27 protein-coding genes and 1 tRNA gene are annotated in these 23,337 nt (G+C 34.6%); 20 read left to right on the forward strand and 8 right to left on the reverse strand.

Features of this window, described 5'->3' with window-relative positions; genetic code table 11:
- The first annotated feature begins 68 nt into the window (after positions 1-68).
- Positions 69-800: a hypothetical protein gene (locus tag AR685_RS15620; protein WP_059125118.1), complete on the forward strand. Its 732-nt coding sequence runs from the start codon at positions 69-71 to the stop codon at positions 798-800.
- Between the two features lie 120 nt (positions 801-920).
- On the opposite strand, the gene AR685_RS15625 is transcribed toward AR685_RS15620, so the two are convergent.
- Positions 921-2,522, reverse strand: a complete 1,602-nt coding sequence (locus AR685_RS15625; protein WP_059125119.1) for a class I SAM-dependent methyltransferase — start codon at positions 2,520-2,522, stop codon at positions 921-923.
- A 100-nt stretch (positions 2,523-2,622) separates the two neighbouring features.
- Between AR685_RS15625 and AR685_RS15630 the strand changes: the two genes are divergently transcribed.
- The 11 genes from AR685_RS15630 (at position 2,623) to AR685_RS15680 (ending at position 9,026) form a co-directional block, all read left to right on the forward strand.
- Complete coding sequence (locus tag AR685_RS15630) at positions 2,623-3,240, forward strand: hypothetical protein (protein ID WP_059125120.1); 618 nt, start codon at positions 2,623-2,625, stop codon at positions 3,238-3,240.
- Positions 3,241-3,702, forward strand: coding sequence for a hypothetical protein (locus tag AR685_RS15635; RefSeq protein ID WP_059125121.1), 462 nt, complete (start codon positions 3,241-3,243; stop codon positions 3,700-3,702). It begins immediately after the preceding gene.
- Positions 3,703-3,718: 16 nt separating this feature from the next.
- Positions 3,719-4,009 (forward strand): winged helix-turn-helix domain-containing protein, encoded by a 291-nt coding sequence (locus AR685_RS15640; RefSeq protein WP_047446882.1) that lies wholly within the window; start codon positions 3,719-3,721, stop codon positions 4,007-4,009.
- Between the two features lie 61 nt (positions 4,010-4,070).
- The gene (locus tag AR685_RS15645; protein ID WP_059125122.1) at positions 4,071-4,364 is read left to right on the forward strand and encodes a hypothetical protein; all 294 of its coding nucleotides are present in this window, start codon (positions 4,071-4,073) and stop codon (positions 4,362-4,364) included.
- Positions 4,365-4,399: 35 nt separating this feature from the next.
- The gene (locus AR685_RS15650) at positions 4,400-5,239 is read left to right on the forward strand and encodes a metallophosphoesterase (RefSeq protein WP_059125123.1); all 840 of its coding nucleotides are present in this window, start codon (positions 4,400-4,402) and stop codon (positions 5,237-5,239) included.
- 10 nt (positions 5,240-5,249) lie between these two features.
- Positions 5,250-5,549, forward strand: coding sequence for a hypothetical protein (locus tag AR685_RS15655; protein ID WP_059125124.1), 300 nt, complete (start codon positions 5,250-5,252; stop codon positions 5,547-5,549).
- A gap of 10 nt (positions 5,550-5,559) precedes the next feature.
- The gene (locus AR685_RS15660; protein WP_059125125.1) at positions 5,560-5,946 is read left to right on the forward strand and encodes a hypothetical protein; all 387 of its coding nucleotides are present in this window, start codon (positions 5,560-5,562) and stop codon (positions 5,944-5,946) included.
- A gap of 10 nt (positions 5,947-5,956) precedes the next feature.
- Entirely contained in the window at positions 5,957-6,442 is a 486-nt protein-coding gene (locus AR685_RS15665) for a Coq4 family protein (RefSeq protein WP_059125126.1), read from the forward strand.
- A gap of 39 nt (positions 6,443-6,481) precedes the next feature.
- Positions 6,482-7,855 carry a DUF4173 domain-containing protein gene (locus tag AR685_RS15670; protein ID WP_059125127.1) on the forward strand — a complete coding sequence of 458 codons (1,374 nt, stop codon included), beginning with the start codon at positions 6,482-6,484 and terminating at the stop codon, positions 7,853-7,855.
- 70 nt (positions 7,856-7,925) lie between these two features.
- Positions 7,926-8,471 carry a hypothetical protein gene (locus AR685_RS15675; RefSeq protein ID WP_059125128.1) on the forward strand — a complete coding sequence of 182 codons (546 nt, stop codon included), beginning with the start codon at positions 7,926-7,928 and terminating at the stop codon, positions 8,469-8,471.
- Positions 8,472-8,513: 42 nt separating this feature from the next.
- Positions 8,514-9,026 carry a hypothetical protein gene (locus AR685_RS15680; protein ID WP_047446868.1) on the forward strand — a complete coding sequence of 171 codons (513 nt, stop codon included), beginning with the start codon at positions 8,514-8,516 and terminating at the stop codon, positions 9,024-9,026.
- Positions 9,027-9,102: 76 nt separating this feature from the next.
- Here the strand turns inward: AR685_RS15680 and AR685_RS15685 are convergent, their stop codons facing one another.
- The 3 genes from AR685_RS15685 to AR685_RS15695 form a co-directional block, all read right to left on the reverse strand.
- Positions 9,103-10,020 carry a hypothetical protein gene (locus AR685_RS15685; protein WP_047446866.1) on the reverse strand — a complete coding sequence of 306 codons (918 nt, stop codon included), beginning with the start codon at positions 10,018-10,020 and terminating at the stop codon, positions 9,103-9,105.
- Between the two features lie 226 nt (positions 10,021-10,246).
- Positions 10,247-10,696 (reverse strand): D-aminoacyl-tRNA deacylase, encoded by a 450-nt coding sequence (gene dtd, locus AR685_RS15690; protein ID WP_059125129.1) that lies wholly within the window; start codon positions 10,694-10,696, stop codon positions 10,247-10,249.
- Positions 10,697-11,155, reverse strand: a complete 459-nt coding sequence (locus tag AR685_RS15695; protein ID WP_047447122.1) for a hypothetical protein — start codon at positions 11,153-11,155, stop codon at positions 10,697-10,699.
- 109 nt (positions 11,156-11,264) lie between these two features.
- On the opposite strand from AR685_RS15695, the gene greA reads away from it, so the two are divergent.
- The 6 genes from greA (at position 11,265) to AR685_RS15730 (ending at position 17,147) form a co-directional block, all read left to right on the forward strand.
- Positions 11,265-11,738, forward strand: a complete 474-nt coding sequence (gene greA / locus AR685_RS15700; protein ID WP_047446862.1) for a transcription elongation factor GreA — start codon at positions 11,265-11,267, stop codon at positions 11,736-11,738.
- 29 nt (positions 11,739-11,767) lie between these two features.
- Complete coding sequence (locus AR685_RS15705) at positions 11,768-12,157, forward strand: HIT family protein (RefSeq protein WP_059125130.1); 390 nt, start codon at positions 11,768-11,770, stop codon at positions 12,155-12,157.
- Positions 12,158-12,223: 66 nt separating this feature from the next.
- Positions 12,224-13,411 (forward strand): ATP-dependent Clp protease ATP-binding subunit ClpX, encoded by a 1,188-nt coding sequence (clpX, locus tag AR685_RS15710; protein ID WP_059125131.1) that lies wholly within the window; start codon positions 12,224-12,226, stop codon positions 13,409-13,411.
- 74 nt (positions 13,412-13,485) lie between these two features.
- On the forward strand, positions 13,486-15,468 hold the full coding sequence (locus tag AR685_RS15715; RefSeq protein ID WP_059125132.1) for a T9SS type A sorting domain-containing protein: 1,983 nt from the start codon (positions 13,486-13,488) through the stop codon (positions 15,466-15,468).
- Positions 15,469-15,745: 277 nt separating this feature from the next.
- A complete protein-coding gene (locus tag AR685_RS15725; RefSeq protein WP_059125133.1) occupies positions 15,746-17,029 on the forward strand; it encodes a TlpA family protein disulfide reductase in 1,284 nt (427 codons plus the stop codon).
- Between the two features lie 44 nt (positions 17,030-17,073).
- Positions 17,074-17,147: transfer RNA gene (locus tag AR685_RS15730), tRNA-Met, on the forward strand.
- A gap of 708 nt (positions 17,148-17,855) precedes the next feature.
- Here the strand turns inward: AR685_RS15730 and AR685_RS15735 are convergent.
- The 4 genes from AR685_RS15735 to AR685_RS15750 all read right to left on the reverse strand — a co-directional run bounded on the left by AR685_RS15735 (position 17,856) and on the right by AR685_RS15750 (position 21,905).
- Positions 17,856-18,809, reverse strand: a complete 954-nt coding sequence (locus tag AR685_RS15735; protein WP_228376448.1) for a DUF3810 domain-containing protein — start codon at positions 18,807-18,809, stop codon at positions 17,856-17,858.
- A 91-nt stretch (positions 18,810-18,900) separates the two neighbouring features.
- Positions 18,901-20,670 carry a hypothetical protein gene (locus AR685_RS15740; protein WP_059125135.1) on the reverse strand — a complete coding sequence of 590 codons (1,770 nt, stop codon included), beginning with the start codon at positions 20,668-20,670 and terminating at the stop codon, positions 18,901-18,903.
- Positions 20,671-20,717: 47 nt separating this feature from the next.
- Positions 20,718-21,443, reverse strand: a complete 726-nt coding sequence (locus AR685_RS15745) for a lysophospholipid acyltransferase family protein (protein WP_082671954.1) — start codon at positions 21,441-21,443, stop codon at positions 20,718-20,720.
- Positions 21,444-21,446: 3 nt separating this feature from the next.
- Positions 21,447-21,905, reverse strand: a complete 459-nt coding sequence (locus AR685_RS15750; RefSeq protein ID WP_059125136.1) for a GtrA family protein — start codon at positions 21,903-21,905, stop codon at positions 21,447-21,449.
- 229 nt (positions 21,906-22,134) lie between these two features.
- Between AR685_RS15750 and AR685_RS15755 the strand changes: the two genes are divergently transcribed.
- Both AR685_RS15755 and AR685_RS15760 read left to right on the forward strand, forming a co-directional pair.
- The gene (locus AR685_RS15755; protein WP_047446844.1) at positions 22,135-22,398 is read left to right on the forward strand and encodes a hypothetical protein; all 264 of its coding nucleotides are present in this window, start codon (positions 22,135-22,137) and stop codon (positions 22,396-22,398) included.
- 86 nt (positions 22,399-22,484) lie between these two features.
- Positions 22,485-23,336, forward strand: a complete 852-nt coding sequence (locus tag AR685_RS15760) for a BadF/BadG/BcrA/BcrD ATPase family protein (RefSeq protein ID WP_059125137.1) — start codon at positions 22,485-22,487, stop codon at positions 23,334-23,336.
- Position 23,337 lies beyond the last annotated feature (1 nt).

The following is a 23,337-nucleotide window of genomic DNA, read 5'->3' on the forward strand; positions in this document are numbered from 1 at the left end:
GTTTTCCCTTTAAGGTTTTGCTTTCATGTAAAGTAGTTTTGTATCAATAATTTATAAAACTCTTTATTATGAAAGCAAGATTTTTTTTATGCCTTATGACGGCTGCAACTTTGGTTTTAAGCTGTAAGAATGACGACGAAGAAATGACACCACAGCCAGAAGTTTTCAGCTTTAGTAATGTTAACGGTATGAGTACAGGAGCTACTTCTACGGCTGGAACTTCTGTTCCTGCAGGATATACTTGGAGCGAAGTAAAAGGACCTCAAAGCACTTGGGGACTTAATGGAACAGTGACTGACCGTATGCTGACAGATGATTTTCAGATTCCGGCAGGTGAAAAGTGGAACATCCAGAACTTTTATTTCTATGCATATCAAACAAGTTTCTCAGGAACTACATTCCCGGTAAGCGATTTTTACTTTGAAATTTATTCATCAGACCCGTCTGTTGCAGGTGCAGTAAAAGTGTACGGTGATGTAACAACGAACCGATATGTTTCTGCGGAAGAAACAAAATGGTATAGAATTTTACAGGGACAAACGGATAATACCAGCCGAAAAATATATAAAATGAAGATACAGTCACCAGATCTTAATCTTAATGCCGGAACATATTGGATTAAGTGGGGTTCAAAAACGTCTACAGGTACTCATTTCTATCCACAGTTTCCTCATGATGCCGGCAAAGTAAACAATGCACAACAGTTTGTAGTCGCATCCTCTACATGGGTGAATTTAGACGACGGCGGACAGAGAGTGAGCTTCCCATTTGAAATTTCTGGAACTAAGCTTCCTAATTGAAATAAATACACCAAATCACAAAAACCATTCTGACTCTCAGAATGGTTTTTTTGTTAATTAAGAATCGATATACCTAATCGGCAAAATTAGCGAGAAGTAATTTGGTATAATTAAGTGGTATCAGCTCTTCAATAAATTGATAGAAACCGTTGCTAAATCAGAATTGGGAAACTTCCGGAATAATTCCTTATCAATATTCAATCCGGTTTCCAGACAGATTTTCTTAAAGACATCAACTTCCAAAATATACTGGTCAGAAAAACCATGCGTAGCTTCATACGCTGTTGCAGGAGTTTTTCCTAAGTTTTCACTCGTCAGTTTTGAATCTAAAGCATGTAGTTCAATAATAAGAAGTCCGTTTTTTCTGATATACGGAAGCCATAGCTCAAGATGCTCTTTCAGGCTTTCTTCAACTAAACTATTGGGCAATCTTTTTCCGCGATGCGCAAATGCTCCGGTGGAAGTGCTGATTCTTTCGCGTCGACTATTTTCAGGAGCTTTCCAGACTCTGTTGTGATCTAGAAAAGTTCTGATATTCAGTAAATCTGAAAGATCAATCTCGTAATTTTCTTTTAAATCATCGGATAACTGTTTCGGATTTCCTATGTCCCCCCAGATTACTTTTGCCCAAATATCGTTGTTGATGAGGTTAGCGCGGGTGACTTTCAATGCAGCCTGGTTGTAATCTGCACCAACTAAAAATAAAGGATATTCTTCAAGCATCTTTCCACGCAGCGTATATCTTTCGATGGTTTCAAAAATATGTTGTATAAATGCTCCGTTACCGCAACCCATATCGAGAACACCTTTTGGCTGCAAATGAATAGGCTGATTAAAAATCTGAATAATAAAATCGTTGGCCACTTTAAAATAATTGGAATGCGAGCCGCCGCTTCCCCAAACATTCATTGCCCGGTCCACATGAATTTCATCTTCGCCTTCTGAGATTTCTCTAATTTTTGAAGCATTTCCAAACAGGAGTTCATCCATTTTATTCAGCAAAGGGAGGTAAGATACCGTAACACCATAGGATGCAGCTCTTTTGGCGAAGTAGATTCCGGTTTCGGTAAATTTGTAATTATCACCAGTCTTTTTAAACCAACCCAAAAAAGTCAGGAAATCTAAAACTACTTCAAAATTCTCAGAATTTTTATGAAATTCTGCAGCCTGAAAAGACGTTTCCATAAAATATTTATGAAACATCCCAGTCATTCCGAGATATACGATGACCGGACCAATAATGCAACCTTCAATATGTTTTAAAATTTGCTCCTGAATGTTTTTTTCATCGGCAACATCAGATAGTTGAATTCCAAAATTATCTTTAACAGCTGTGCTGAGTAATGAGAATTCTTCGATGAACGAAGTTTGATTAATTTGATTTTTAATATCTGTAGAAAGCTTCAGAAACGGAATTACTTTAAGATAAAGCAAACTGTATTTTTGAAGCAATTGAGTGTTTTTATTTGCTGATATAGATATTTGGTCTTTTTCATTATCTACCTTATAGTCTAAAAAACGTTGTGAGGCCAATGTCCGGATTGCTACATTTAAATACCCATCATTAGCATTAAATTCGTCTGAAAGTTCACTCAGTGAAATATTTTTACGTTCGATGATGAAGGCAATGATTTCTTTTTTTAGTAATGAAACAACGACTGGAGCGGTTACCACGCCGTCTAAGTGCCTGAAGATTTCTGAACGCAAGGTTTCTTTATCCATAGTATATGTTTTTCTAAAGTTAACAATTTGAATAAATTTTTCGAAAAAAGTTTTGATATTTCAAAATATAATATAACTTTGTAATTCAAAGTTCTTTTATATGGAATCAAAAAACTATCACGAAGACTTATCACACATCCGTACCATGATGGAACGATCGTCACGTTTTATTTCACTGAGCGGATTGTCGGGTGTCGTTGCCGGTTTGGCAGCAATCATTGGAGCGATTTATGTTTACTTTGTTTTTCAGAGAGAAGGGATTGATTATTTCGATGGTGACAGAAATATTTTCGGGAAAGCATTGGTGAGCGAATTGGTTATCATTGGAGCTGTTATTCTCATTATTGCTTTATTAAGCGGATATATTTTTACTGCCAATAAAAGCAAAAAGAAAGGACTGAAAATTTGGGATGCCACAACAAGGAGACTTTTGGTGACGTTTGCAGTCCCTTTGGTAACTGGTGGTTTGTTTTGTTTAGTGCTTTTGTACCATCATTTATTCGTTTTGGTGGCACCTGCAACTTTGATTTTCTACGGATTGGCTTTGGTAAGTGCCGAGAGATATACTTTGACAGACATAAAATATTTAGGATATTGCCAGATTGTTTTGGGATTACTTTCCTTCCTGTTTTTAGGATGGGGATTGGTCGCATGGACGGTTGGTTTCGGTGTGCTGCATATTGTGTATGGCTTGATTATGCATAAAAAGTATAAGTAAATGATAGCCTTCTACATATTTTTTATTGCTGTTTTTGTTTTCAGTATATCAGCCGTATTACTTAAAAAGAGAAAGAAGAAATTTTTGATAAGTGGAATTATCGCTGTAGTTCTTTCTCCTTTAATTTATTTTGCATTTGTCTCTTATCTCATCTTTATGATGAGCAGAGAAAAAAGCAGGGATTTCGATGAAGATGAATGGAAAACGGCGACAGAAGCGGAAGGTAAAATATCAAAATATGAAATGATGGACGATCTCATCAGCCGCAAGTTGTTAATAGCCAAAGACTCTCTGGAAGTCAAAAGAATTTTAGGAAATCCTGAATTCAGAGATCAACAGAACCATTTTTGGCAATATTATGGAGGTCTGAGTAACGGTTTCGGCTTTGTTGATCATTTACTGATCGTAAATTTTGAAGATAACAAGGTCTCTAAACTTGAACATAAAAGAATCAATGATTAAACTGAAGTAAATAATAATGATTAACATTTCAAAACTCAACAAAGAATTCGAAAGCCGTGTAAGATTGGGCATTATGTCTGTTCTTATGGTCAACGACTGGGTTGATTTTTCTGAAATGAAAAACCTTCTGGAAATCACAGACGGAAACATGGCAAGTCATAGCAATGCCTTAGAAAAAGCCAATTATATTGAGGTGAAAAAAGAGTTTGTAGGCAAAAAACCTAAGACTTCATATAGAGTTACACAGTCCGGAAGGACAGCTTTTACGGAACATTTAGATGCTTTAGAAAAATTAATTGGGAGATAAATAAAAAATTTTTGAATTTTAGCTTTGAAAATCAAAGTACTTTTAAATATTAAAATTAAATATGATGACAACACAAAAACAAAACACAGCTTTCATTTTCGCCATTCCTTCACTCCTTTTAGCCGCCGCTTTTATCGGAAACCTATTCGTAGACGGTTGGGACTGGTCAGGATCTGATTTTGTGATCGCCGGGATTTTACTCTTCGGAACCGCTTCTTTCATTTATATGATTGTAAGCTCAAAATTTTCTTTCAAGATAAAACTCATCATTTCCATCGTTACAATACTTATTTTAATACTCGTCTGGATGGAACTGGCGGTCGGTTTGTTCGGAACGCCGTTCGCTGGTAGCTAAATTTCTCTAAAATATATACTCAATTTATCAGACTTATGACAAGAAAACATTTTCTCAAAAGACTTGTACAGCTTTCTGCAGTCGGAGCGTTTCCGTTGATGTATTCTTGGCAAATTGAACCTTTTTGGGTAGAATTTGTAGAAAGAAAACTCCCGATTAAAAATTTGCCAAAAGAATTGGAAGGCAAGATTCTGATGCAGATTTCCGATCTGCATGTTGGAGACCGTTTTGACTGGAATTTTCTGATCGAATCTTTCCAGAAAGCTAAAAACTTTAATCCTGATTTTGTGGTCTACACCGGAGATTTTGTCAATCACGGAAGTTCGGAAGACTTAGAAAGTCTAAAAAAAGTAATGGAAACATCAGTGTACGGGAAACTGGAAACTTTCGGAATTTTAGGAAATCACGATTATGGAGCAAACTGGAAAGATTTAGATTCCGCCGAAAGGATCTGTGACATTCTGGAAAATTCAGGAATTAAGGTGCTTAAAAATGCACAGGTAGAATCATATGGGCTGAATATCATCGGTTTCGACGATTTATGGTCACCTAATTTCGATCCGATGAAAGTGATGAAAGATTATGATTCATCAAAAGCTAACCTTGTGCTTTGTCACAATCCTGATGTCTGCGACGAAGATGTATGGAATGGTTATCAAGGCTGGATTCTGAGTGGTCACACGCATGGCGGACAATGCAGGATTCCAGGAGTGATTACACCAATACTTCCTGTAGAAAATAGAAAATATGTTTCAGGAGAAATTGATTTGGAGGACGGAAGAATGCTCTATATCAACCGCGCAATAGGACATTCTTTTCAGGTAAGATTTATGGTGAGGCCGGAGATTACTGTTTTTACTTTAATTCAAGATTAAAAATATCATTATGAAAAACAAAAATATTCTTAACGTCGGGAAATTTTTCTTTTGGCTATCATTTATTTTGGGAAATATCTGCCTTTTCGGATATATCATGTCTAAAAATGATTCTTTTGCCAATTCTGGATTTACGCTTTTACAATTTGCGATACCCATTAATTTATTTGTTATTCTCTGTTTACTGATTTCTGGTCTATTGAATAAGTCTCAACTCAAAACCTGTGTGAAAGCATCATTAATAATCTGTATCAATATCCCGATTGCAATTCTTTATTTCTACATCGGATTATCACTTCTAAACTTTTAATTATATAATAATGAGAGAGACGTCAGATCTTACACAATCACAAATAAAAGACTGGTGGAGGGAGAGACGAACTGAATACAACGTAGGATTAGCTGTATCAGGAATGCTAGCATTTATTCTTTACGTAATTTCAGGTGTTAGGTTGATTATGCCATACGATGATGAGTTTGAAATAACATTGTTCACTATTGTATTTCAGGCAGTAGGATATCTATTTATGATTGGGGTTGCCAACTTATTTTATTTTTTCGGTGTTTTATATGACCTCACTTATAATAAAGACAATACCTCACAATTTCGAAAAAAACTTTTTAAACTAGGCTTTTGGATTTCAGTTTCAATACCATTTTTGGCTCCCTTGATCATTGTAATCTCGTATTTTTTAAACTATTACTAAATCAAAAACTATGAAAAAACTACGCATCCACTTTATCATTTTCATGTACGAAAACTCACAAAAGCAGTACAGGAAATATTTCAAAAAGAAAAAAAGACAATGGCAGTTCAGCGAAGAACAACTGCTGAGTTTCAATGAAGATTCTTTGGGCAGAACGTTGGGAGAATTCTATCACAATCACGGTTTCAGGATGATTCCCAAAATGGAAAACCACGATGTCTATCACCTAATCACAGACTGCAGCACCAATGTTCAGGATGAAATTGCAATGCAATATTTGCTATTTGGCAACGGCAAACGGAGTGCTTATCTTTTGGGAGTTCTGGCTTTGGGAACAATTGTTTTCCCAGAATATTTTAAAATTTATCTAAAGGCTTTCCGCAAAGGACAAAACATGAGAACTTTCCATCATATTGATTTTGAAGAACTTCTCTGGCAGAATTTTGAAAATATAAAAGATTTTCTGAAACACAAAGATACACCGGTTTATTATTAATCTAAATTTCAGACAAATTCAAACTTAATTTTAAAACCTATGAAAACACATCATTATATATTTATTGCAACCGCATTGTTCATCATTGTATTTTACAATGAAAATATAGGGCTTAATCTCGGTATGTTAGGAATTGGTTATTCTTTGCTGACGCTTTTCAAGACACTTGAAAAAAACAGAACCAAAACTTTTCTTATTCTTCTGGTGACAAGCATACTTTCAAGTATAGCTTTTGCGTGGTACGGAGATTTTCCTTCATTTTTAGCAGTTGTTATTTCACTGTTACTTCTTTCTTACCGTTCAAAACACAGAAGAATGAAAATTCTTTTGCTGATACCTGTGTTTGTGGTCAACTGTTTCACGTTTATCTGTCGGTTTTTCAGTTTTGATTCCTGGCTTCCAAAAACAAATACTTCCGGACTTTGGCAAAAAACAATGGCTTTTATATTGATTCCATTGATTCTTATTTCTATTTTCTTCGGAATTTATTCTGTTGCAAGTGAGCGTTTTGCAAACGTATTTACCAATTATGAATTTGATATTAATTTTTGGCAATTATTAGTCATTACGGTTTTAGGCTTTTTCATTGCTTTCAATTTTTGGAATTACTCTGTTGAGAAACTAATCTATAAACAAAATCATATACTCGAAAATGGATTTACAGATCAGGATAAAATTCAGAAGCCTACTTATTCTTTCTTAGACTTAAATTCTGAGAGGATGAGCGGTGTGATTTCTTTCTTCTCCTTAAATATTTTGCTGGTATTTTTTATAATTACGTTCAATTATGAGCAGTTTTATGAAACGGTAAAAACTCCAAATCAACTTTCCGAAGAAACTCATGAAAGAGTTTTGGCAGTTATTATGTCAATAGTAATGGCGATTCTTGTGATTATGTTCTATTTTAAATCAAATTTCAACTTCGATCCAAAAGCGGGTTTGATGAAAAATTTAGTTAAAATATGGATCATTCTGAATGCTGTTTTGGTCATCTCAACGATGCTTAAAAACATAGAATACATCGTTTCTTACGGTTTTACGTACAAGCGTTTGGGAGTATGCGCATTTCTTATTTTGTCATTGATTGGTTTGGTGATGACTTTTATTAAAATTCAGATGAAAAAAAGAAATATCTTTCTTTTCAATGTAATGATCTGGTATTTTTATGGAACAGTTTTAGCTTGCAGTTACATCAATTGGGGCGGAATCATCACTTCACAAAATATGAAAAGAAAGGATTTTGCAGTCAATTATCACCTGACTTCAATCAATTTCAGTCAAAAATACTTGCTGAAATATGCGGAAGAAAAAAGAAACACACAGCTGAAAAAAGATGTTTTGGGAAGGGTTCAGAAAGAAAGAGCGGAAACTTTTCTTTCAAAGATTCTTTATTATGAAACTATTCAAAAATAATTGATACCTTATTTCATTAGAATCTGAAAGCAGATTAATTAGGGTAGTTTTAAGTCAAAATAAATATACTATGAAAAAATCAGTTTTATTGCTAATAATTCCATTAATGATTTTATCATGTAAGAAGGAAGCTGAAGTTTCGGAATCTGCAGATAGAGATTCAGTTATTATAACCGAACAGCCAATACCGAAGCCAAGTGCAGATTCTGTTGATAAAAGAGAGAGAGATTCTGTAATCAACAATGCTCCTGCAACGAAAGAGGTTTTGAGAACAGGTGTTGCAAGGGAAGAAAAAGACAGAGTCATCGTAAGACTGGCAGACGGGGAACGCCTTCCGTTTACGATTGGTGAAGAATTCACAGAAAAACAAGATAAGCTCATTCTGAAAATTGCAAATTTCAATAAACCTAAAATTACTGCTAAAATTGTTGCCAAACAGCAGGATTTCAATATCCGATTTAATCAGATTAAGCTTCCCGATGGTAAAATGGATGGGCCATTTATGAGGGAAATCACTTATGATGTACCCAGTTCTGGAGAGGTTTGGTTGATTATCGGTAAGAACAATATGGCGGATGGGAAAACCACAGGAAGTTTTTCTGTGAGTGTAGAATGATTTGGTATAATTTATGCAAATAGAAATGTAAAATTTAATCAAATGAAAAATATATTTTCGATAGCAATAGCCGCATCAGCTATAATGGTGAGTTGCGGAACGGTTCAGTCGGTGATTCAGAATACATTTCCTTACACGGCAAATGTTTTGATTTCTACCGGAGTTCCGGCAAATAAAGAAATTTCGTCAACAGCGACAGCAACTAACGTTCAGACATGGTTTGGAGGAAACAATAATGCGCAGATAAAAGATGTGAGAATTGCAGATGCAAAAGTATCAGTAGTTTCTCCGACAGGAGGAAATCTTAGCGCTTTAAAATCTGTTAAAATTTACATCTCGTCAAGCGGTAGCAGTGAAAAGCTTGTGGCCTCACGCAGCGATATCTCATCAACAGCTTCAAGTGTAAATTTAGATTTAAATGATGCGGGATTTTTAGATGAAATGGTGAAAAGTACAGGAGTGACTGTAAGAACAGTTTATGAACTGAAAAATCAGACTACATCTGATATGAATCTGAAAGTAGCATTGAATTTTAGCAGTGTACCTGTTAGATAATTAAATGGCAGTAATAAAAAAAGCTTTCTCAAATTTTGAGAAAGCTTTTTTGTTTTTATTAAAATTAAATTATTACTTACTTAACTTTGTAGATAGAAATTTCTGCAGATGAGTCAGATAATACTCCGGCAGCTAATCCACCAGAAATAACTCCAAATCTTACTCGGTCTCCCGCAGTGAATTGATAAATATGGCTGATCTGACCTTGTGTTAATGCAATATTCGCTAAAGATAGCCCACCAATAATTGGAAGTGTTGGTAATGCTAGCAAATTAAGACCTCCAAAATATCTGTAATCAATTTGTGTTGCTGTTGAAGGAAGTGCTCCTGTAGCTGTTTTTGTGATAATCAATCCAGGTCTGTTGGCTCCTAGAAGCTCTAGTCTTATACCTTGACCTGTTCGGTAGCTATAATTTACCTGATAAATACCTGTAGAAGGAATCGTGTAGTATGAATCTGTTGGAGTCGTTGTTATCTGTGCTGAAGCAATATCAACATTTGTGTCTGGGGCTACAGTTGCAGTTGGTAACGGTATTGTTTGAATATTACTACCAAGAAGGTTAATTCCCAGATTAAGTAATGACAAAGTTCCTGCTACTCTACCTGCATATGCGCCATCACCAGTACTTGTTGATGGGGTTATAGGTCCTTCAGGTAATACATTCCATAGACCTGTTCCAGGGCCAGTATTCGGCGCGGCTGCATCGTATACATAGAGACCTTTAGAAATAACAGCTATTGTTTTTGGTCCTGTGATGGTTGCGGGAGATGTTACATACACTATAGCGCCATTTTGTGCTGGTCCGTAAGCAGCTTCTTTCAATCTTAGTGAATCACCTGAAATTCTTGGTGGCAAAATACCATCTGCATACGTGAGCTCGGCTCTCTTTTGAACGTGTAAGGTAGATTTCGGATTATCAGTATTGATTCCAACTTGTGCATTGATGCTTAATCCAAACATAAGGAGAATAAGCATAGAGTAGTAATTTTTCATAATCGTTAATTTAGTTATGTCTTTTTTTTAAATTTAACCAAATTTAACGATTGTGCAAAGAAAAACTGATTATTATATTGATTATTTCTCATAATGTGAATTATGAAGCGTATAATTCAATTATTACTTTTTGTAACTAATGTGTGAAATACGACCGTAGTCATGTTTTTATGTGTTCAATTAACGAATGATTGAGCTAAATTTTCCCCAAAAAGTGCTGTGAATGTTAAATTTTGCTAATTGAATCCATAACAATAGTTACCGGTCCGTCATTTATTAATGAAACTTTCATGTCTGCGCCAAAGATTCCGCTTTCGATTTTCAAACCTGATTTTACGATTTCATCTTTAAAGTAGTCAAAAAGTGGGACTGCCTTTTCGGGCTTTGCAGCTTTGATAAATGAAGGGCGATTTCCTTTTTTGTAATCTGCAATTAGGGTAAACTGACTGATGCAGAGAATTTCTCCCGAAATATCTTTTACCGAAAGATTGAGTTTTTCATTTTCATCCCCAAAAATCCTGAGATGTAAAATTTTCTGAATCAACCAGTCGGCGTCAGTTTTTTCGTCTTGTTCGTCGATACCGATTAGTAACATAAGACCTTTGCTGATCTCCCCGACAGTAATTCCATTTACTTTTACACTGGCTTCAGAAACTCTTTGGATAACGGCTTTCATCTAATTGTATAATGTAAGGTTTTTTGTTGCTGCATCATAATTCCAGAAATATGTCTTTGGTGGAACTGATGAGATTGCTGTCGGTTGACCGGTAAGTAATATCCAGGTGGCATTGTCTTTTGGACAGACGATGCTTATATTGTCTTTTATTTCTAAAGTTGTATTGTTGTCAGGACAAAGATGTGGCGCGTTGCGGTCATACACTTTGAATGATGCAGGCGAATCTTGTGTTCTCACTACAATAAGTCCACGCGTTCCGGATTGCTGTTCATCGATGTAAACGGGTTGCCCTACGTAGTTTAAATTATTATAAGTTGCGAGGTTCAGATTGAGATTGGCACTTATCGGTGAGTTAGGAAAACAGCTTACTGTGTCTTGGTTGCTGCCACATGAGTTTATGTTTAATAAACTGAAAGTCAATAAGATGAAAAATGATATGGTTGAGAAAGTTTTTTTCATTTCAATATAAATTTTTATATATTTGTAAAACAATAACGATTAACACGCAAAAACATTGTCCGACAAATGTCGGATTATTTTTTTATACTAAAACTAAATTTAAAAAATTATGGCAAGCTATGTAACTAAGGAAGGATTAGAGAAAATGAAAGCCGAGCTTGAGCAATTGGAGAAGATAGAGAGACCAAAAATCACTCAACAGATTGCAGAGGCAAGAGATAAGGGGGATTTGTCTGAAAATGCAGAATACGATGCAGCCAAAGAAGCACAGGGAATGTTGGAAATGAGAATTTCTAAACTAAAAGATATTGTTACGACTTCTAAAGTGATTGATGAAACTCAGCTTGATACTTCAAAAGTTTCTATTTTAACGACAGTAAGGTTGATGAATAATGATACTAAAAAGGAACAGGTTTTTAAATTGGTACCAGACAACGAGAGTGATCTGAAAACCGGTAAAATATCTGTAAATACACCTATTGCAAAAGGTTTACTGGGAAAAGTAATCGGCGAGACAGCAGAAATCGTGTTGCCAAACGGAAATAAATTATCTTTCGAAGTATTGGAAATCACACTTGATTAAAAACTCAAAATTTATAATTCTTATTTAAAATGAGCTCAATATTTACAAAAATCATTAATGACGAAATTACTGCATATAAAATAGCAGAAAATGATGATTTTGTTGCTTTTTTAGATGCAATGCCACTTGTGAAAGGCCATACTTTGGTTGTTCCAAAAAAAGAAGTCGATTTGATTTTTGATTTGGATAGTGAAGAGTATAAAAACCTTTGGAGTTTTGCCCAAACAGTGGCGAAAAAAGTGAAAAATGCAATTCCTTGCATAAGAGTAGGGGTTGCCGTGGTGGGGCTTGAAGTTCCGCATGCTCATATCCATCTGATTCCTCTTAATAAGATAGAGGATATGAACTTTAAAAACGAGCGGCTTAAATTGTCTGTAGAAGAATATACAGAAATTCAAAAGTCAATAATTAATTCTTAACAAAACAGGAGAAAAATCGTAAAAAAGAAATTTTTTACGATTTTCTTTAATTATATTTAAAATAAAATGAATGCAAACCTATGTTCTTTCTGTGGCAAGAAAAGAAATGAAGTGCAAATGTTGATCTCGGGACAGAACGGATTTATATGCGAAAACTGCATCGAGCAGGCACATTCTATCGTAAAAGATACGGTTTCTCCTACAGGATATTCTCCTGCAGAAACTATCGAAGAACTTAAGAAACCAAAACAAATAAAAGAATTTCTTGATCAGTATGTGATTGGTCAGGATCAGGCTAAAAAGCAGTTGTCAATTGCTGTTTACAATCATTATAAAAGACTGCTTCACGCTAAAGACGAAAACAGAGAGGTCGAATTGGAGAAGTCAAATATCATCATGATTGGTGAGACTGGTACAGGTAAAACTTTATTGGCGAAAACGATTGCTAAAGAACTCAATGTTCCTTTCTGCATTGTTGATGCAACCATTTTGACAGAAGCAGGATATGTAGGTGAAGATGTTGAAAGTATTCTTTCACGACTTCTGATGGTAGCAGATTACGACGTAGAAAAAGCAGAAAAAGGAATTGTTTTTATTGATGAAATAGATAAGATTGCTAGAAAATCTGATAACCCAAGCATTACAAGAGATGTATCAGGGGAAGGAGTGCAGCAAGGTTTGCTGAAACTTTTAGAAGGAAGCATTGTAAATGTCCCACCTCAAGGAGGAAGAAAACACCCTGACCAGAAATATATTCAGGTGAATACACAAAACATTCTTTTCATCGCAGGTGGCGCTTTTGATGGAATCAAGGAAATCATTGAAAGAAGAATGAACAAGCAGGCAATTGGTTTTAGCTCGGAAAAAATCAATAAAGTGGGAGAAGATGATTATGTGTTGACAAATATTAATGCAATTGATCTTCGTACTTTTGGATTGATTCCTGAGCTTCTCGGAAGGTTTCCAATCATTACTTATTTAGAGAAATTGACGAAAGAAACAATGGTGAGAATCATGACGGAACCTAAAAACTCAATAACGAATCAATTTGTAGAACTTTTCAAGATGGATGGTACTAAATTGATCTTCACCGAGAGTGCAATTGAGAAAATTGTAGACGAAACAATGGAAAAAGGATTGGGTGCAAGAGGGCTAAGAGGAACTACTGAAAAAGTATTAGAAGACTACATGTTCTCAATTGGTGAAGATGAGGAAATCATATTAAAAGACGATAATATTTTGATTACTAAATAAGTTTAATGTTTTTTTTTGAAAAAAAATTATATCTTTGTAAGTGACGGTTGTATTAATACAAAAAATAATATACAATGAAAAAAAATTTATTAGCTGTTGGACTTTTAGCTATTGTTGGTTCTGTTCAGGCGCAGACCGTTCTACTTCATGTAGATGACACAGCTAAAATGTACGTAAGTGAAGGTACCTTAGTCTATAATGGTGGAGGTATGCAGTCAAGAGGAAATGGAGTGATTGATCTTCATGGAAATATGATGGTAGTAGGAAATAATTCTACTGACGTCGTAAGAACACTTGCTACTGCTGGAACTCCTAATCCCACGAATGTAATTGTAAGATTAAACCAAGTCGCTACACCTGTTACCTCTACGTATGGTCAGCTGTACATTACAGGTATTCCACAGAACAATATTACAGGATCTGTAGATAAAGAGTATGCTGTTACTAAACATGGTGTATATCAGCAGATCGGAATGCCGTTTAATGGTAAAACATTTGCTAGTCTGAGTACAGAAATGGGTGGTAGTTTGACCGAAAACAGATGGAGTAACAGAGAAGTTCTGAAATGGAGTAATACTAATCTGAGATGGGATGGTTCAATTATCCCTACTTCTCCCATTACGAGTGCAACAACTCCTGGCATTACAGTGAATTTAAATACGCCAACTGTTCCTACGGACAGAACTGCATATTATGCAGTAGGAACTGGCTTAGGTATGAACCCAGAACTCTTACATACATTAAAAGGTGCACCATTTGCTGATGGTCTATCAAATGGAGGTAGAGTGAGTTTAAATCCTAACTTGGTAACAGTTAATTTCGGTACTTTAGGAAATAATCTTAATATTTATCAGGAGAAATATAATACCTATATTTTTGATACATTCGATAACACTACACCGTGGAGTACATCTACTACGTTTGGTAAATATACATATCAGTTCTCAAACCCTTACTTAACAAATTTAGATTTATCGTTTATAGGATGGGTTGAGCCCGGTGCAACTACTGATAATAATGCATTGACAAATATTTGGGGTATCGTTGCAAATCCTGAAAGTGTTGTTTATAATCCAACTGCAGGAACTGGATCAGGTTATGCATCGACTCAAGTTGTGAATTTTGACCCTGTTTCCCATAAACCATTAGGAAATTTTAATACTTTAATTATAAATCCATTAAGTACCTTTAAGATAAAACTTAGAGACAATACTGCCCAAACAATGGATTTTGATAATTTGAGAAGATTCAGCAATACTCCAAGGGCTGAGGGAACATCCTATGGTGTAACTGCGGCAAAGAATGCAAGCGCAATTAAGCAATTAGGTGTGTTGGCTTTAGATGCCAACGGAAATCAAATAGGTGAAACATACTATGTGGTAGCTCCTCATTTTGGTACAGGGAACTTTGCAAATCCAAGTTTAAGTTCAGTTCAGGCGATGACTAATAATTCGTCAATCATTCAAACTTTTGAGGAAACTGCTGCAGGAGGAATTGATCAGAATTATGCTTCTACTTACAGATTATACATCAATGAGGCTAATGAAACAAATTATCTGGGTAAAAGAATAGATATGAATGTATTTGGTTCGAATGTAGCATCTCTGAAATTTGAGATTAGAGACGATACCAACCTCATTCCTACTGGAACACATATGCTTTCTGGTGGAACCGGATTTTACTATACGATAGGAACCGGACAAGCTGTTCAAGCGACACAAGGAGCGGTTATCCCTGTAAACAGTTCTAATTTTGGTTTATACTATGGAACTCCACAGAATGTTGTTCTGAATACTAATGAAGTTAAACCAGCATCTAGAACTTTAGTAACATTTAATCCTAATATTAATAATTATATAGTAAGATTTGATCCAGAATGGAAATCTGCTTCTGTAGAAGTTTTCGATACAAGTGGTAAGCTTGTAATTTCAGGAAAGTCTATCAAAACAGATTCAGATTTCGTAATTAGATTAGACTCAGGGATTAAAGCTGGATATGTTGTGAGAGTTGTAGGAAACGACGGAACAATAGTTAATACTAAAATACTAATTAAATAACCTCGAAAAATGATGAGATTTCTTATAAAAAAAGTACTATTTACTCTATTTTTAGTATTTTTCAGTGTAGCAAATGCCCAATCAAATGGTCCGGGAGCTCCTTGTTTTAATTGTAATCCAACCTCACCAATTGATATGTATGTCTATGTTTTAGGTATAATCGGGATAGTTTTTATTTTGTATTTTGCCAAGAAATACAAAGCAAAAAAAATATAAAAATTTTATTAAAATATTTTAAACTCTCTGATTAGTCAGGGAGTTTTTTTATTTTTACATAATGAAAAAGATATTTATATTATCGGGAATGTTATTGGCATTTTCTCTGCAAGCACAGTTTTCTGTAAGTATTCAGACACCGGCAGATTTTAAGGAGCAGGAAGCTATTTTATACACTCTCAGTGGTTCGAAAGATATTATTGTTACTAAAGAACAAAATAAGAACAATTCATGGGCTTTTAAATATCCAAAAAACTATTCGGGGATGATGAAGGTTTATTTTCCGAATACCAATAACAGTATCAGCTTTATTTCTGAAAATAAAAATGTGAATATTAAATTGGAAACTCAAGGAAATAAAGTCACAAATGTTATCTACTTGGATGAAGCTAATGAACTCATGAATAACATTCAGGAGTATTCTCAAAAAAAAGAACTTATTTTACCAGCTTTAGCTCAAATTAAAGAATACTATAAGGATAATACAGAGTTTGGAAAGGCTCTCATTACAGAGATGGGGAAGCTGTCAGGAAATAGTACAATAGACCAAGCTAAACATCCTTTTGTCGCTTATTACAACACCAATTATACTAAATTTCTTTCAAATGATGCTGCAAAAAAAGTAAGTCAGGATCAAGTTGTAGATTTTTTTGATAAATCAAATGATATGCTGGAATCATCTTCACTGGTAAGACCTATTTTAGTGGCTTATCTTAACAATGGAGGTAATACTAATGTTGCGCAGTCTGTAGATAAATTATTAGATAGGCTTAAGGTAGAAACTCCTCGTGGCCAAACTGTTTTGTCTGAATTAATAGATATTTTTGATGTCTATGAAATGACCGAGTTTAAGAATAAGTATTTATCGCTTGCAAAAAATCTTAAATGTACCATTACTGATCGTCTGGCTTCTACCCTGAAATCAAATGCGAATGTAGAAATTGGCGCTGTATTTCCAAGCTATAAATTTCAATCGGCCGTTAATACAACTGCTAAATCTATAGCAGACGTAAAAGCAGAAAAGAAAGTGATTGTTTTTTGGTCTTCTACATGCTCACATTGCGAAACTGAGCTTCCAAAACTTTTGGAAAAATACAATGAGCTTAAAGCTAAAAATATTCAGGTTATCGCACTGTCTCTAGATTCTGACAAAGATTCTTATACCAAGAAAATTGCAGCTTTCCCATGGATCAACGATTCTGAATTGAGAGGATGGAACAGTTCATATACCGAAACTTATAATGTACATGCCACCCCTAGCTATTTTATTTTGGATGCTAACAACAAGATTATCAGTAAGCCAGACCATGTAGGTGATGTTTTGACATATTTAAATGCAAAATAATTTTGGTAAAAGTCAAATATTTTATATATTTGCACCACCAAAACGGCGAGGTAGCTCAGTTGGTTAGAGCGCAGGATTCATAACCCTGAGGTCACGGGTTCAATTCCCGTCTTCGCTACAATAAAACCCCTATTTTATAGGGGTTTGTTTTTTTTAATGAGTATAGTTAATTACTCTCTTTCTAAAATTAGAAAATTTTAAATCTAAGAGAAACAGACATTACAAACTTCTCTCATCAGGTTCTAAAAAGTTTGTCCATGGTTGACTGTGAATTTCGGTTTAATTTTTTTTCTGATCAATACAAAACTTTACACTATTCAAAAAATCTGATATGATCTAAAGAATGAATTTGAAAGACTATTTTCTCTGTTTTCTTTTTACAGATACATTTGGGATGCTCAATTAGAATATTGAGACTTTTTTGAGTGGTTTATTATGCCAGATATACTCAATAACAAATTGTTTACACTCTAATAAATGGATTTTCAAAAAAAGCAAAATCGATTCTTATTTTTGAAATTTAAACATTGAATGCAATACTTCTTTAAAGGTTTTATCTAGTAAGAAATTTCAATTAAATTTGGTGTTTTTTCAAATATGAAAATGGCCTTCAATTAGTAAATCAGTCGAATACGATCATACCGATAGAAAACTTAAAAAGTTATAATTTTTCTTAAAATTAAATAAATGTAGATACTGAAGTTTTGAAATAACAAATATTATTGTACTTTTACAGAGCCTTGAATGAGGGAACAAGTCAAGGTAATAAATTTTTTTTCATCATTTGTGTTTTTAGAATCGTATCGCCTGATACGATTCTTTTTTTTTACTTCTCGTATCTCACTAAAAGATCAATGAAATAAGAATAGGTAACAGAGCCTTCCTGCTGGTTGCTCTTTAAAAAAAGATTATTTGTAAACCCAAAAAACTCATTAAGCCATCCTTGATGCTGAAAAACAAATTGCTTTTCGTACGCTCGGTCCCGTTTCATACCAGCAGAATAATTTTTAATAATATATTCAACAAATTTTTCATCGTCGTAAACGATTGAGTTCAACAGACTTTTTAAAGTAAAATATTGCGTGCTGTATCTGAGTTCAGAATTTGATGAATTGACCCCAATTAAATATCCAATAAAATTAGCTTCCTGTTCGCGGGCAAAACCTAGCTGATGTGCGCTTTCATGAGCCAAAGTAAAAGGCAAATATGAAGATGGTAATTCGGGGTTATATTGAGCTTCTGCGGTGAAAGGATTGTAGTACCCCAAAATGCCTGTAAAACTCATGATATTTTTAAATATACTAGGTTTAAATGAATTGATCTGCTCTGCTTTTTTATCTGAGATAAATGTCGGCAGTTTTGTCTGACGATTCAAAATTTCCGACTGAATATTCTTGATGTCTGAAACAACGAAAACCCCTTGTTGATTTTCTTTTACAATCATTCTTGTCTGCTTGCATTTTTCCAAGTATTTTAAAGCTAAGTTTTTTCTCTTTTCTAGGGTGATTTCAGTCTCTGGAAGTTTTGTAATAATAGGCTTCTGGAAATAAAGCATTCCCCAAAAAATCTGATAGGTAAAGTAGAGAATATTTGCTAATATTAAAATCTTTAAAAAAGAGGCACTTCTTGTTTCTTTCCTAAACCACCTAGTGATAAAATAAAAAAGTGAAATTCCCAATAGAATGTACAATAGATCTCCAAACGAAAAAGGAACTCGTGAGAAAAGTATCTGATGAATCTTTCTCTGAACCTCGAAAAAACTTTCAAACGCAGAAATCATTATTCTCAGTTTTGAGAAAATATAGAACAAAAGAATTTGGACAACTAAAATAGCTGCCCAAAATCTCTTTTTTTGATATATTTTTAATTGATTAATGTGCACCTTCAGATTCTAAAACGTCAACATTAATTCCCTGATTACTCAAAGCTTTTCTTGCCATATAAGCAAAAACCGTAATATAAGCGAAACATAATACTGGTATGATATACGAGCTGTGAATTCCAATAATATCAGATAATTTACCTTGAAGCGGTGGAATAATTCCTCCACCCAAAATCATCATTACTAAAAATGCTGAACCTTGAGCAGTATATTTTCCTAATCCTGTAATTGCCAAAGTAAAAATCGAAGGCCACATGATACTACAAGCCAAACCTCCTGAAAGGAATGCGTAAATCGCAATGTTTCCTGTGGTTAGAAGACCTACAATCATTGCAGTTACTCCGAATAATCCAAAGATAATTAAAGTTAATGCCGGCTTGTTTTTACTAGCTAAGAACAAAATCACTTGAATTACGATGCAGATTGCATAATAATATAAATGTGACATGTCTTTCTGCGCAATCATATTAATTCCAATAATTACAAAGAATGCAATGAACGGAACAATAATCGTCGCAATCATCTGCTGCTGTTTGTTAAGGTTGAAAACACTGATGGCGCCTGTCCATCTCCCGATCATCAAACTTCCCCAATACATAGAAATATAAGGTGCCAAATCTGAAGACTGATGTCCTCCAAATTCGGGTAGACTTAAAAGTTCACCCAAATTACTTCCAATGGCTACTTCAACCCCGACATAAGCTAAGATCGCAAGCATCCCCAAAACAAGTTGTGGATATTTCATAGCTCCCCAGCCTTCCGGATTTTTCTTAGAACTTGTATTGGCGTAAACCAAACATAAAACCACCGCAAGTAAGGCACCACCTAAATAGTACATTCTTGTTTTTTCCAATGGGTGTTTTACTTCTTGTAACTCTACTTTTTTAGTATCTATGTTTTTTTGAATTGTTTCGATTGTAGCTGCATCAGTTTCTGCTTTTTTACTGTTGTCTAAAGTCGCTAACTCAGTGTTTATAACCTCGATCTTCTTCGCAGCATCAGAATTATAACTCGCAAACACAGGAATGAAACAAAGGATGACCAAGACAGTCATTGCAATCAAATTCTTTCTAGCCTTACCTGCTTTCTCCATTGGCTCTGTAGAAATTCCTGCTGGCAACTTTTTAGAAAAATGAAAAATTCCGGCAGCAATTAAAAATAATGCTCCGACTGCTGTGTATAGTAAAATAACTTTATCTAAAGCTAAATGCTTAATCTGGTCATCATCCACTGTAGCTGTTGTTCCGAAAAGAGCAAGACCTACGATAATTGGACCGATGGAAGTACCAAAAGAGTTGACACCTCCAGCCAGATTCTGTCGGCTAGTTCCTGTTTTAGGATCACCTAAAAGTACGGCGAAAGGGTTAGCAGCAGTCTGCTGAATAGAAAAACCTAATGCTACGACAAATAAACCGATCAACATTCCGTAATATACATTGCTTTTTACCGCAATAATCATGATGGCAGCACCAATGGCCGAGAGCAGAAGCCCATATACAATACTTTTTTTGTAACCCCATTTTCCAATAATGTCAATACCTTTTATAGTACTCGCAATAAAAAGGAATAATGCACCGAGAAAATAGGCTGTATAAAATGCGAAATCGATCAGCTGTGACTGAAACTGGTCGAGTGAAAAATAGTTTTTACAGAACGGAATGAAAATACTGTTCCCTGCCGCAATGAATCCCCAGAAAAAAAACACCAGTATAAGTGTATAGAGTGCGGGGTAATTAGTTGGTTGAGTTGTTTTAGACATATTTGTTTTTAAAAAATCTTAACAACAAATATAATTTTTTTCTTTGATTAACTGCGCTGTGTTAACGTTTTTTTTATTGTCTCAAATGAAGACAATTTTAAATCTTTCGGAAAATCTGTTGGTTCAAGGATATCGTTGAAGTAAACCTTTACTTTTCCAGGGAAACCTTTAGAATGATCAAACGGAAACATTTCTTTCAAGCCTATGAAAGTAAATATTGCGATTGGCGAATGATGCTTAGAAGATAAAGTAAATGCGCCGTCTTTAAATTGATCGAGAACAATAGAAGTGTCATCGGGAACACCACCTTCAGGGAAGAGTACAATACTGTTGCCTTCTTCCATTTTTTCTGCGCATCTGCGGTAAACATCAGCGCGGCTCCGGGGGCTGCTTCTATCAACCATCACGCAGATTCTTTTATAAATAGTTCCGAAAATTGGAATTTTCACCAGTTCTTTTTTTCCAACGTAGCAAAGCGGATGATTTGGAAACAAAATGCATGGAAGCATGATGTCCATGATGGAAGTGTGATTGGAAATAACAACGTACTGTGTGTTTTTATCGATTTTTTTATCGGTCAAATTGATGAGTTCGTATCTCATACCCATTCCGTAGAAAACTCCATAGCACCAGATTCTGATGAAAATATAAGCGTATTTATATGTTTTTTTATTAAGAGAAAACAGATATACAGGTAAACCTAATAGGATTGTTAGCAAAAATGCCAAAACCACTAACCAAAATCTCCAGAGATAATTTAAAATCTTTACCACAAATCAACCGTTAAAAATTACTTTTTTCTTCACCGAATAATTCAGAACAGAAACCAACAGAATAGCTGCTATTTTACTGATCATTTCCGGACTCAAGGTATAAAAAATTAAATCAATATTGTCTTTAAATATAAAACTGTAGAATATCTGGAAGAAAAATAAACTTAATAGTGTAGAAAAAAAAGAAACGCCCATAAAATAAACGAACTCTCTTTTTTTAGAATGCTTCCCTCTTTCGAAAACAAACCAGATACTGAGGAAATAATTGGTTAAAATTCCCCAACTCGTCGAGAAAATGTTACTGAACGGGAAATGTACACCATGAAAATTCTGTTCCTGAGAAAAAATCTGGGGAAGATAAGAGCTGAAAATCTTAAAACTCCCAATTTCTACCACGGCACTCAGTCCGCCGGCGATGATGAAAAACAGGACTTGTTTGTGGCGTAGTAATAGTTCTCTCATGTATTTTAGTAATGTGCAAATTTATAACTATATGTTAAACAGTGAAAAAAGTTGTTAATTTTTTTTTTCGTGTAAAAATAATTTCTAAATTTAATTTTCAGAAAGAAGCATTATATACCTGATACTAAATTCATTTTCAACTCATTCTGTTGAGGGTTTTTCTATCTTGTACTAATTGATTGAGACAGGTTGCTCAAATTTTACACATTAAAATAATCAAACTATTTGTATGAAATCTCAAAACAAATACAGGAAATTTCAGCTTCAGCAAAAAAATATTGAAGCTTTAGAAAAAGAAAATACACGTTTCAAAAGAGTGTTTTCAGAGTACGAAAATATGTCAGACGAACTTTGGAATCTGGAAAATCAAGAGGGAGAACCTATTCCTGACGACTTTATCAATGCTATGGTGATGCAGACTTCCTATCTGGAAAAAGAGATAGAAGACTGGCTTATACAGTTTAACCAAAATAAATCTGAAATCAAAAGCTGAGCTTAATCATTACAAGGGTTTCTCTATCTGTTTTTAAAGGCTATTTAAAGATAAATTCATAATTTAGCACTCTTAAAATAAGAATTATGATTGCTATTGTTGATAGTGGTTCTACAAAATCAGACTGGGTAATTTTAGATGAATTCAAAAATGTTTTCCTAAAAACCGAAACCATTGGTTTTAATCCCAATTTTATCAGCAGAGAACTGATCGTTCCCGAAATTGAAAAAAATACAAGCTTAACGTCTGTAAAAAATTCAATTACCAAGATTTATTTCTATGGATCAGGTTGTGGCGTGAAGCAAAACTGCGATACCGTAGAACAGGAGGTGGGGAGAGTTTTTATTAATGCTAAAATTACTGTGCGAGAAGATTTGGCCGCAGCCGCTTATGCCGCATACAATGGTAAACCTGCAATCGTTTGCATCATGGGCACAGGTTCGAACTCGTGCTATTTCGACGGGGAAAATTTAAAGATAAAACTTCCATCACTGGGTATTCTCATTGGTGATGAGGGAAGCGGAAGTGCTATTGGAAAACAATTGGTACGCAGATTCTTTATGCAAAAATTACCTCAGGATCTTCATGCTGAATTTGAAGAGACCTATCATTTGACGGTTGAAGAGGCATTGAAAAATATGTATCACAGTACTAGACCCAACGCTTTTCTGGCAGATTTTAATAAATTTGTGGTAGAGAGAAAAGATCATCCTTATTTTATCCAAATGGTTTCTGAAGAAATGAAAAATTTCTTCGAATACCAGGTGCTTCCCTACGAAGAATCTAAAGAATCCGAGATTAATTTTATCGGATCGATTGCTTATTATTACGAAAATATTCTACGTTCTGTAGCTTCAGAACTTCAATTGAATGTGGGACAAGTTGTACAAAAACCGATCGAAAGTTTAGTCAACTACCATATTAAATATATACTATAAA

It is taken from the genome of Chryseobacterium sp. JAH (assembly GCF_001507335.1).
Lineage (GTDB): Bacteria > Bacteroidota > Bacteroidia > Flavobacteriales > Weeksellaceae > Chryseobacterium.

Excerpts from the sequence above, each read along its gene's own strand:
- AR685_RS15620 (WP_059125118.1), top strand. The coding sequence starts at position 69 with ATGAAAGCAAGATTTTTTTTATGCCTTATGACGGCTGCAACTTTGGTT.
- AR685_RS15625 (WP_059125119.1), bottom strand. The coding sequence starts at position 2,522 with ATGGATAAAGAAACCTTGCGTTCAGAAATCTTCAGGCACTTAGACGGC.
- AR685_RS15630 (WP_059125120.1), top strand. The coding sequence starts at position 2,623 with ATGGAATCAAAAAACTATCACGAAGACTTATCACACATCCGTACCATG.
- AR685_RS15635 (WP_059125121.1), top strand. The coding sequence starts at position 3,241 with ATGATAGCCTTCTACATATTTTTTATTGCTGTTTTTGTTTTCAGTATA.
- AR685_RS15640 (WP_047446882.1), top strand. The coding sequence starts at position 3,719 with ATGATTAACATTTCAAAACTCAACAAAGAATTCGAAAGCCGTGTAAGA.
- AR685_RS15645 (WP_059125122.1), top strand. The coding sequence starts at position 4,071 with ATGATGACAACACAAAAACAAAACACAGCTTTCATTTTCGCCATTCCT.
- AR685_RS15650 (WP_059125123.1), top strand. The coding sequence starts at position 4,400 with ATGACAAGAAAACATTTTCTCAAAAGACTTGTACAGCTTTCTGCAGTC.
- AR685_RS15655 (WP_059125124.1), top strand. The coding sequence starts at position 5,250 with ATGAAAAACAAAAATATTCTTAACGTCGGGAAATTTTTCTTTTGGCTA.
- AR685_RS15660 (WP_059125125.1), top strand. The coding sequence starts at position 5,560 with ATGAGAGAGACGTCAGATCTTACACAATCACAAATAAAAGACTGGTGG.
- AR685_RS15665 (WP_059125126.1), top strand. The coding sequence starts at position 5,957 with ATGAAAAAACTACGCATCCACTTTATCATTTTCATGTACGAAAACTCA.
- AR685_RS15670 (WP_059125127.1), top strand. The coding sequence starts at position 6,482 with ATGAAAACACATCATTATATATTTATTGCAACCGCATTGTTCATCATT.
- AR685_RS15675 (WP_059125128.1), top strand. The coding sequence starts at position 7,926 with ATGAAAAAATCAGTTTTATTGCTAATAATTCCATTAATGATTTTATCA.
- AR685_RS15680 (WP_047446868.1), top strand. The coding sequence starts at position 8,514 with ATGAAAAATATATTTTCGATAGCAATAGCCGCATCAGCTATAATGGTG.
- AR685_RS15685 (WP_047446866.1), bottom strand. The coding sequence starts at position 10,020 with ATGAAAAATTACTACTCTATGCTTATTCTCCTTATGTTTGGATTAAGC.
- dtd (WP_059125129.1), bottom strand. The coding sequence starts at position 10,696 with ATGAAAGCCGTTATCCAAAGAGTTTCTGAAGCCAGTGTAAAAGTAAAT.
- AR685_RS15695 (WP_047447122.1), bottom strand. The coding sequence starts at position 11,155 with ATGAAAAAAACTTTCTCAACCATATCATTTTTCATCTTATTGACTTTC.
- greA (WP_047446862.1), top strand. The coding sequence starts at position 11,265 with ATGGCAAGCTATGTAACTAAGGAAGGATTAGAGAAAATGAAAGCCGAG.
- AR685_RS15705 (WP_059125130.1), top strand. The coding sequence starts at position 11,768 with ATGAGCTCAATATTTACAAAAATCATTAATGACGAAATTACTGCATAT.
- clpX (WP_059125131.1), top strand. The coding sequence starts at position 12,224 with ATGAATGCAAACCTATGTTCTTTCTGTGGCAAGAAAAGAAATGAAGTG.
- AR685_RS15715 (WP_059125132.1), top strand. The coding sequence starts at position 13,486 with ATGAAAAAAAATTTATTAGCTGTTGGACTTTTAGCTATTGTTGGTTCT.
- AR685_RS15725 (WP_059125133.1), top strand. The coding sequence starts at position 15,746 with ATGAAAAAGATATTTATATTATCGGGAATGTTATTGGCATTTTCTCTG.
- AR685_RS15735 (WP_228376448.1), bottom strand. The coding sequence starts at position 18,809 with ATGATTTCTGCGTTTGAAAGTTTTTTCGAGGTTCAGAGAAAGATTCAT.
- AR685_RS15740 (WP_059125135.1), bottom strand. The coding sequence starts at position 20,670 with ATGTCTAAAACAACTCAACCAACTAATTACCCCGCACTCTATACACTT.
- AR685_RS15750 (WP_059125136.1), bottom strand. The coding sequence starts at position 21,905 with ATGAGAGAACTATTACTACGCCACAAACAAGTCCTGTTTTTCATCATC.
- AR685_RS15755 (WP_047446844.1), top strand. The coding sequence starts at position 22,135 with ATGAAATCTCAAAACAAATACAGGAAATTTCAGCTTCAGCAAAAAAAT.
- AR685_RS15760 (WP_059125137.1), top strand. The coding sequence starts at position 22,485 with ATGATTGCTATTGTTGATAGTGGTTCTACAAAATCAGACTGGGTAATT.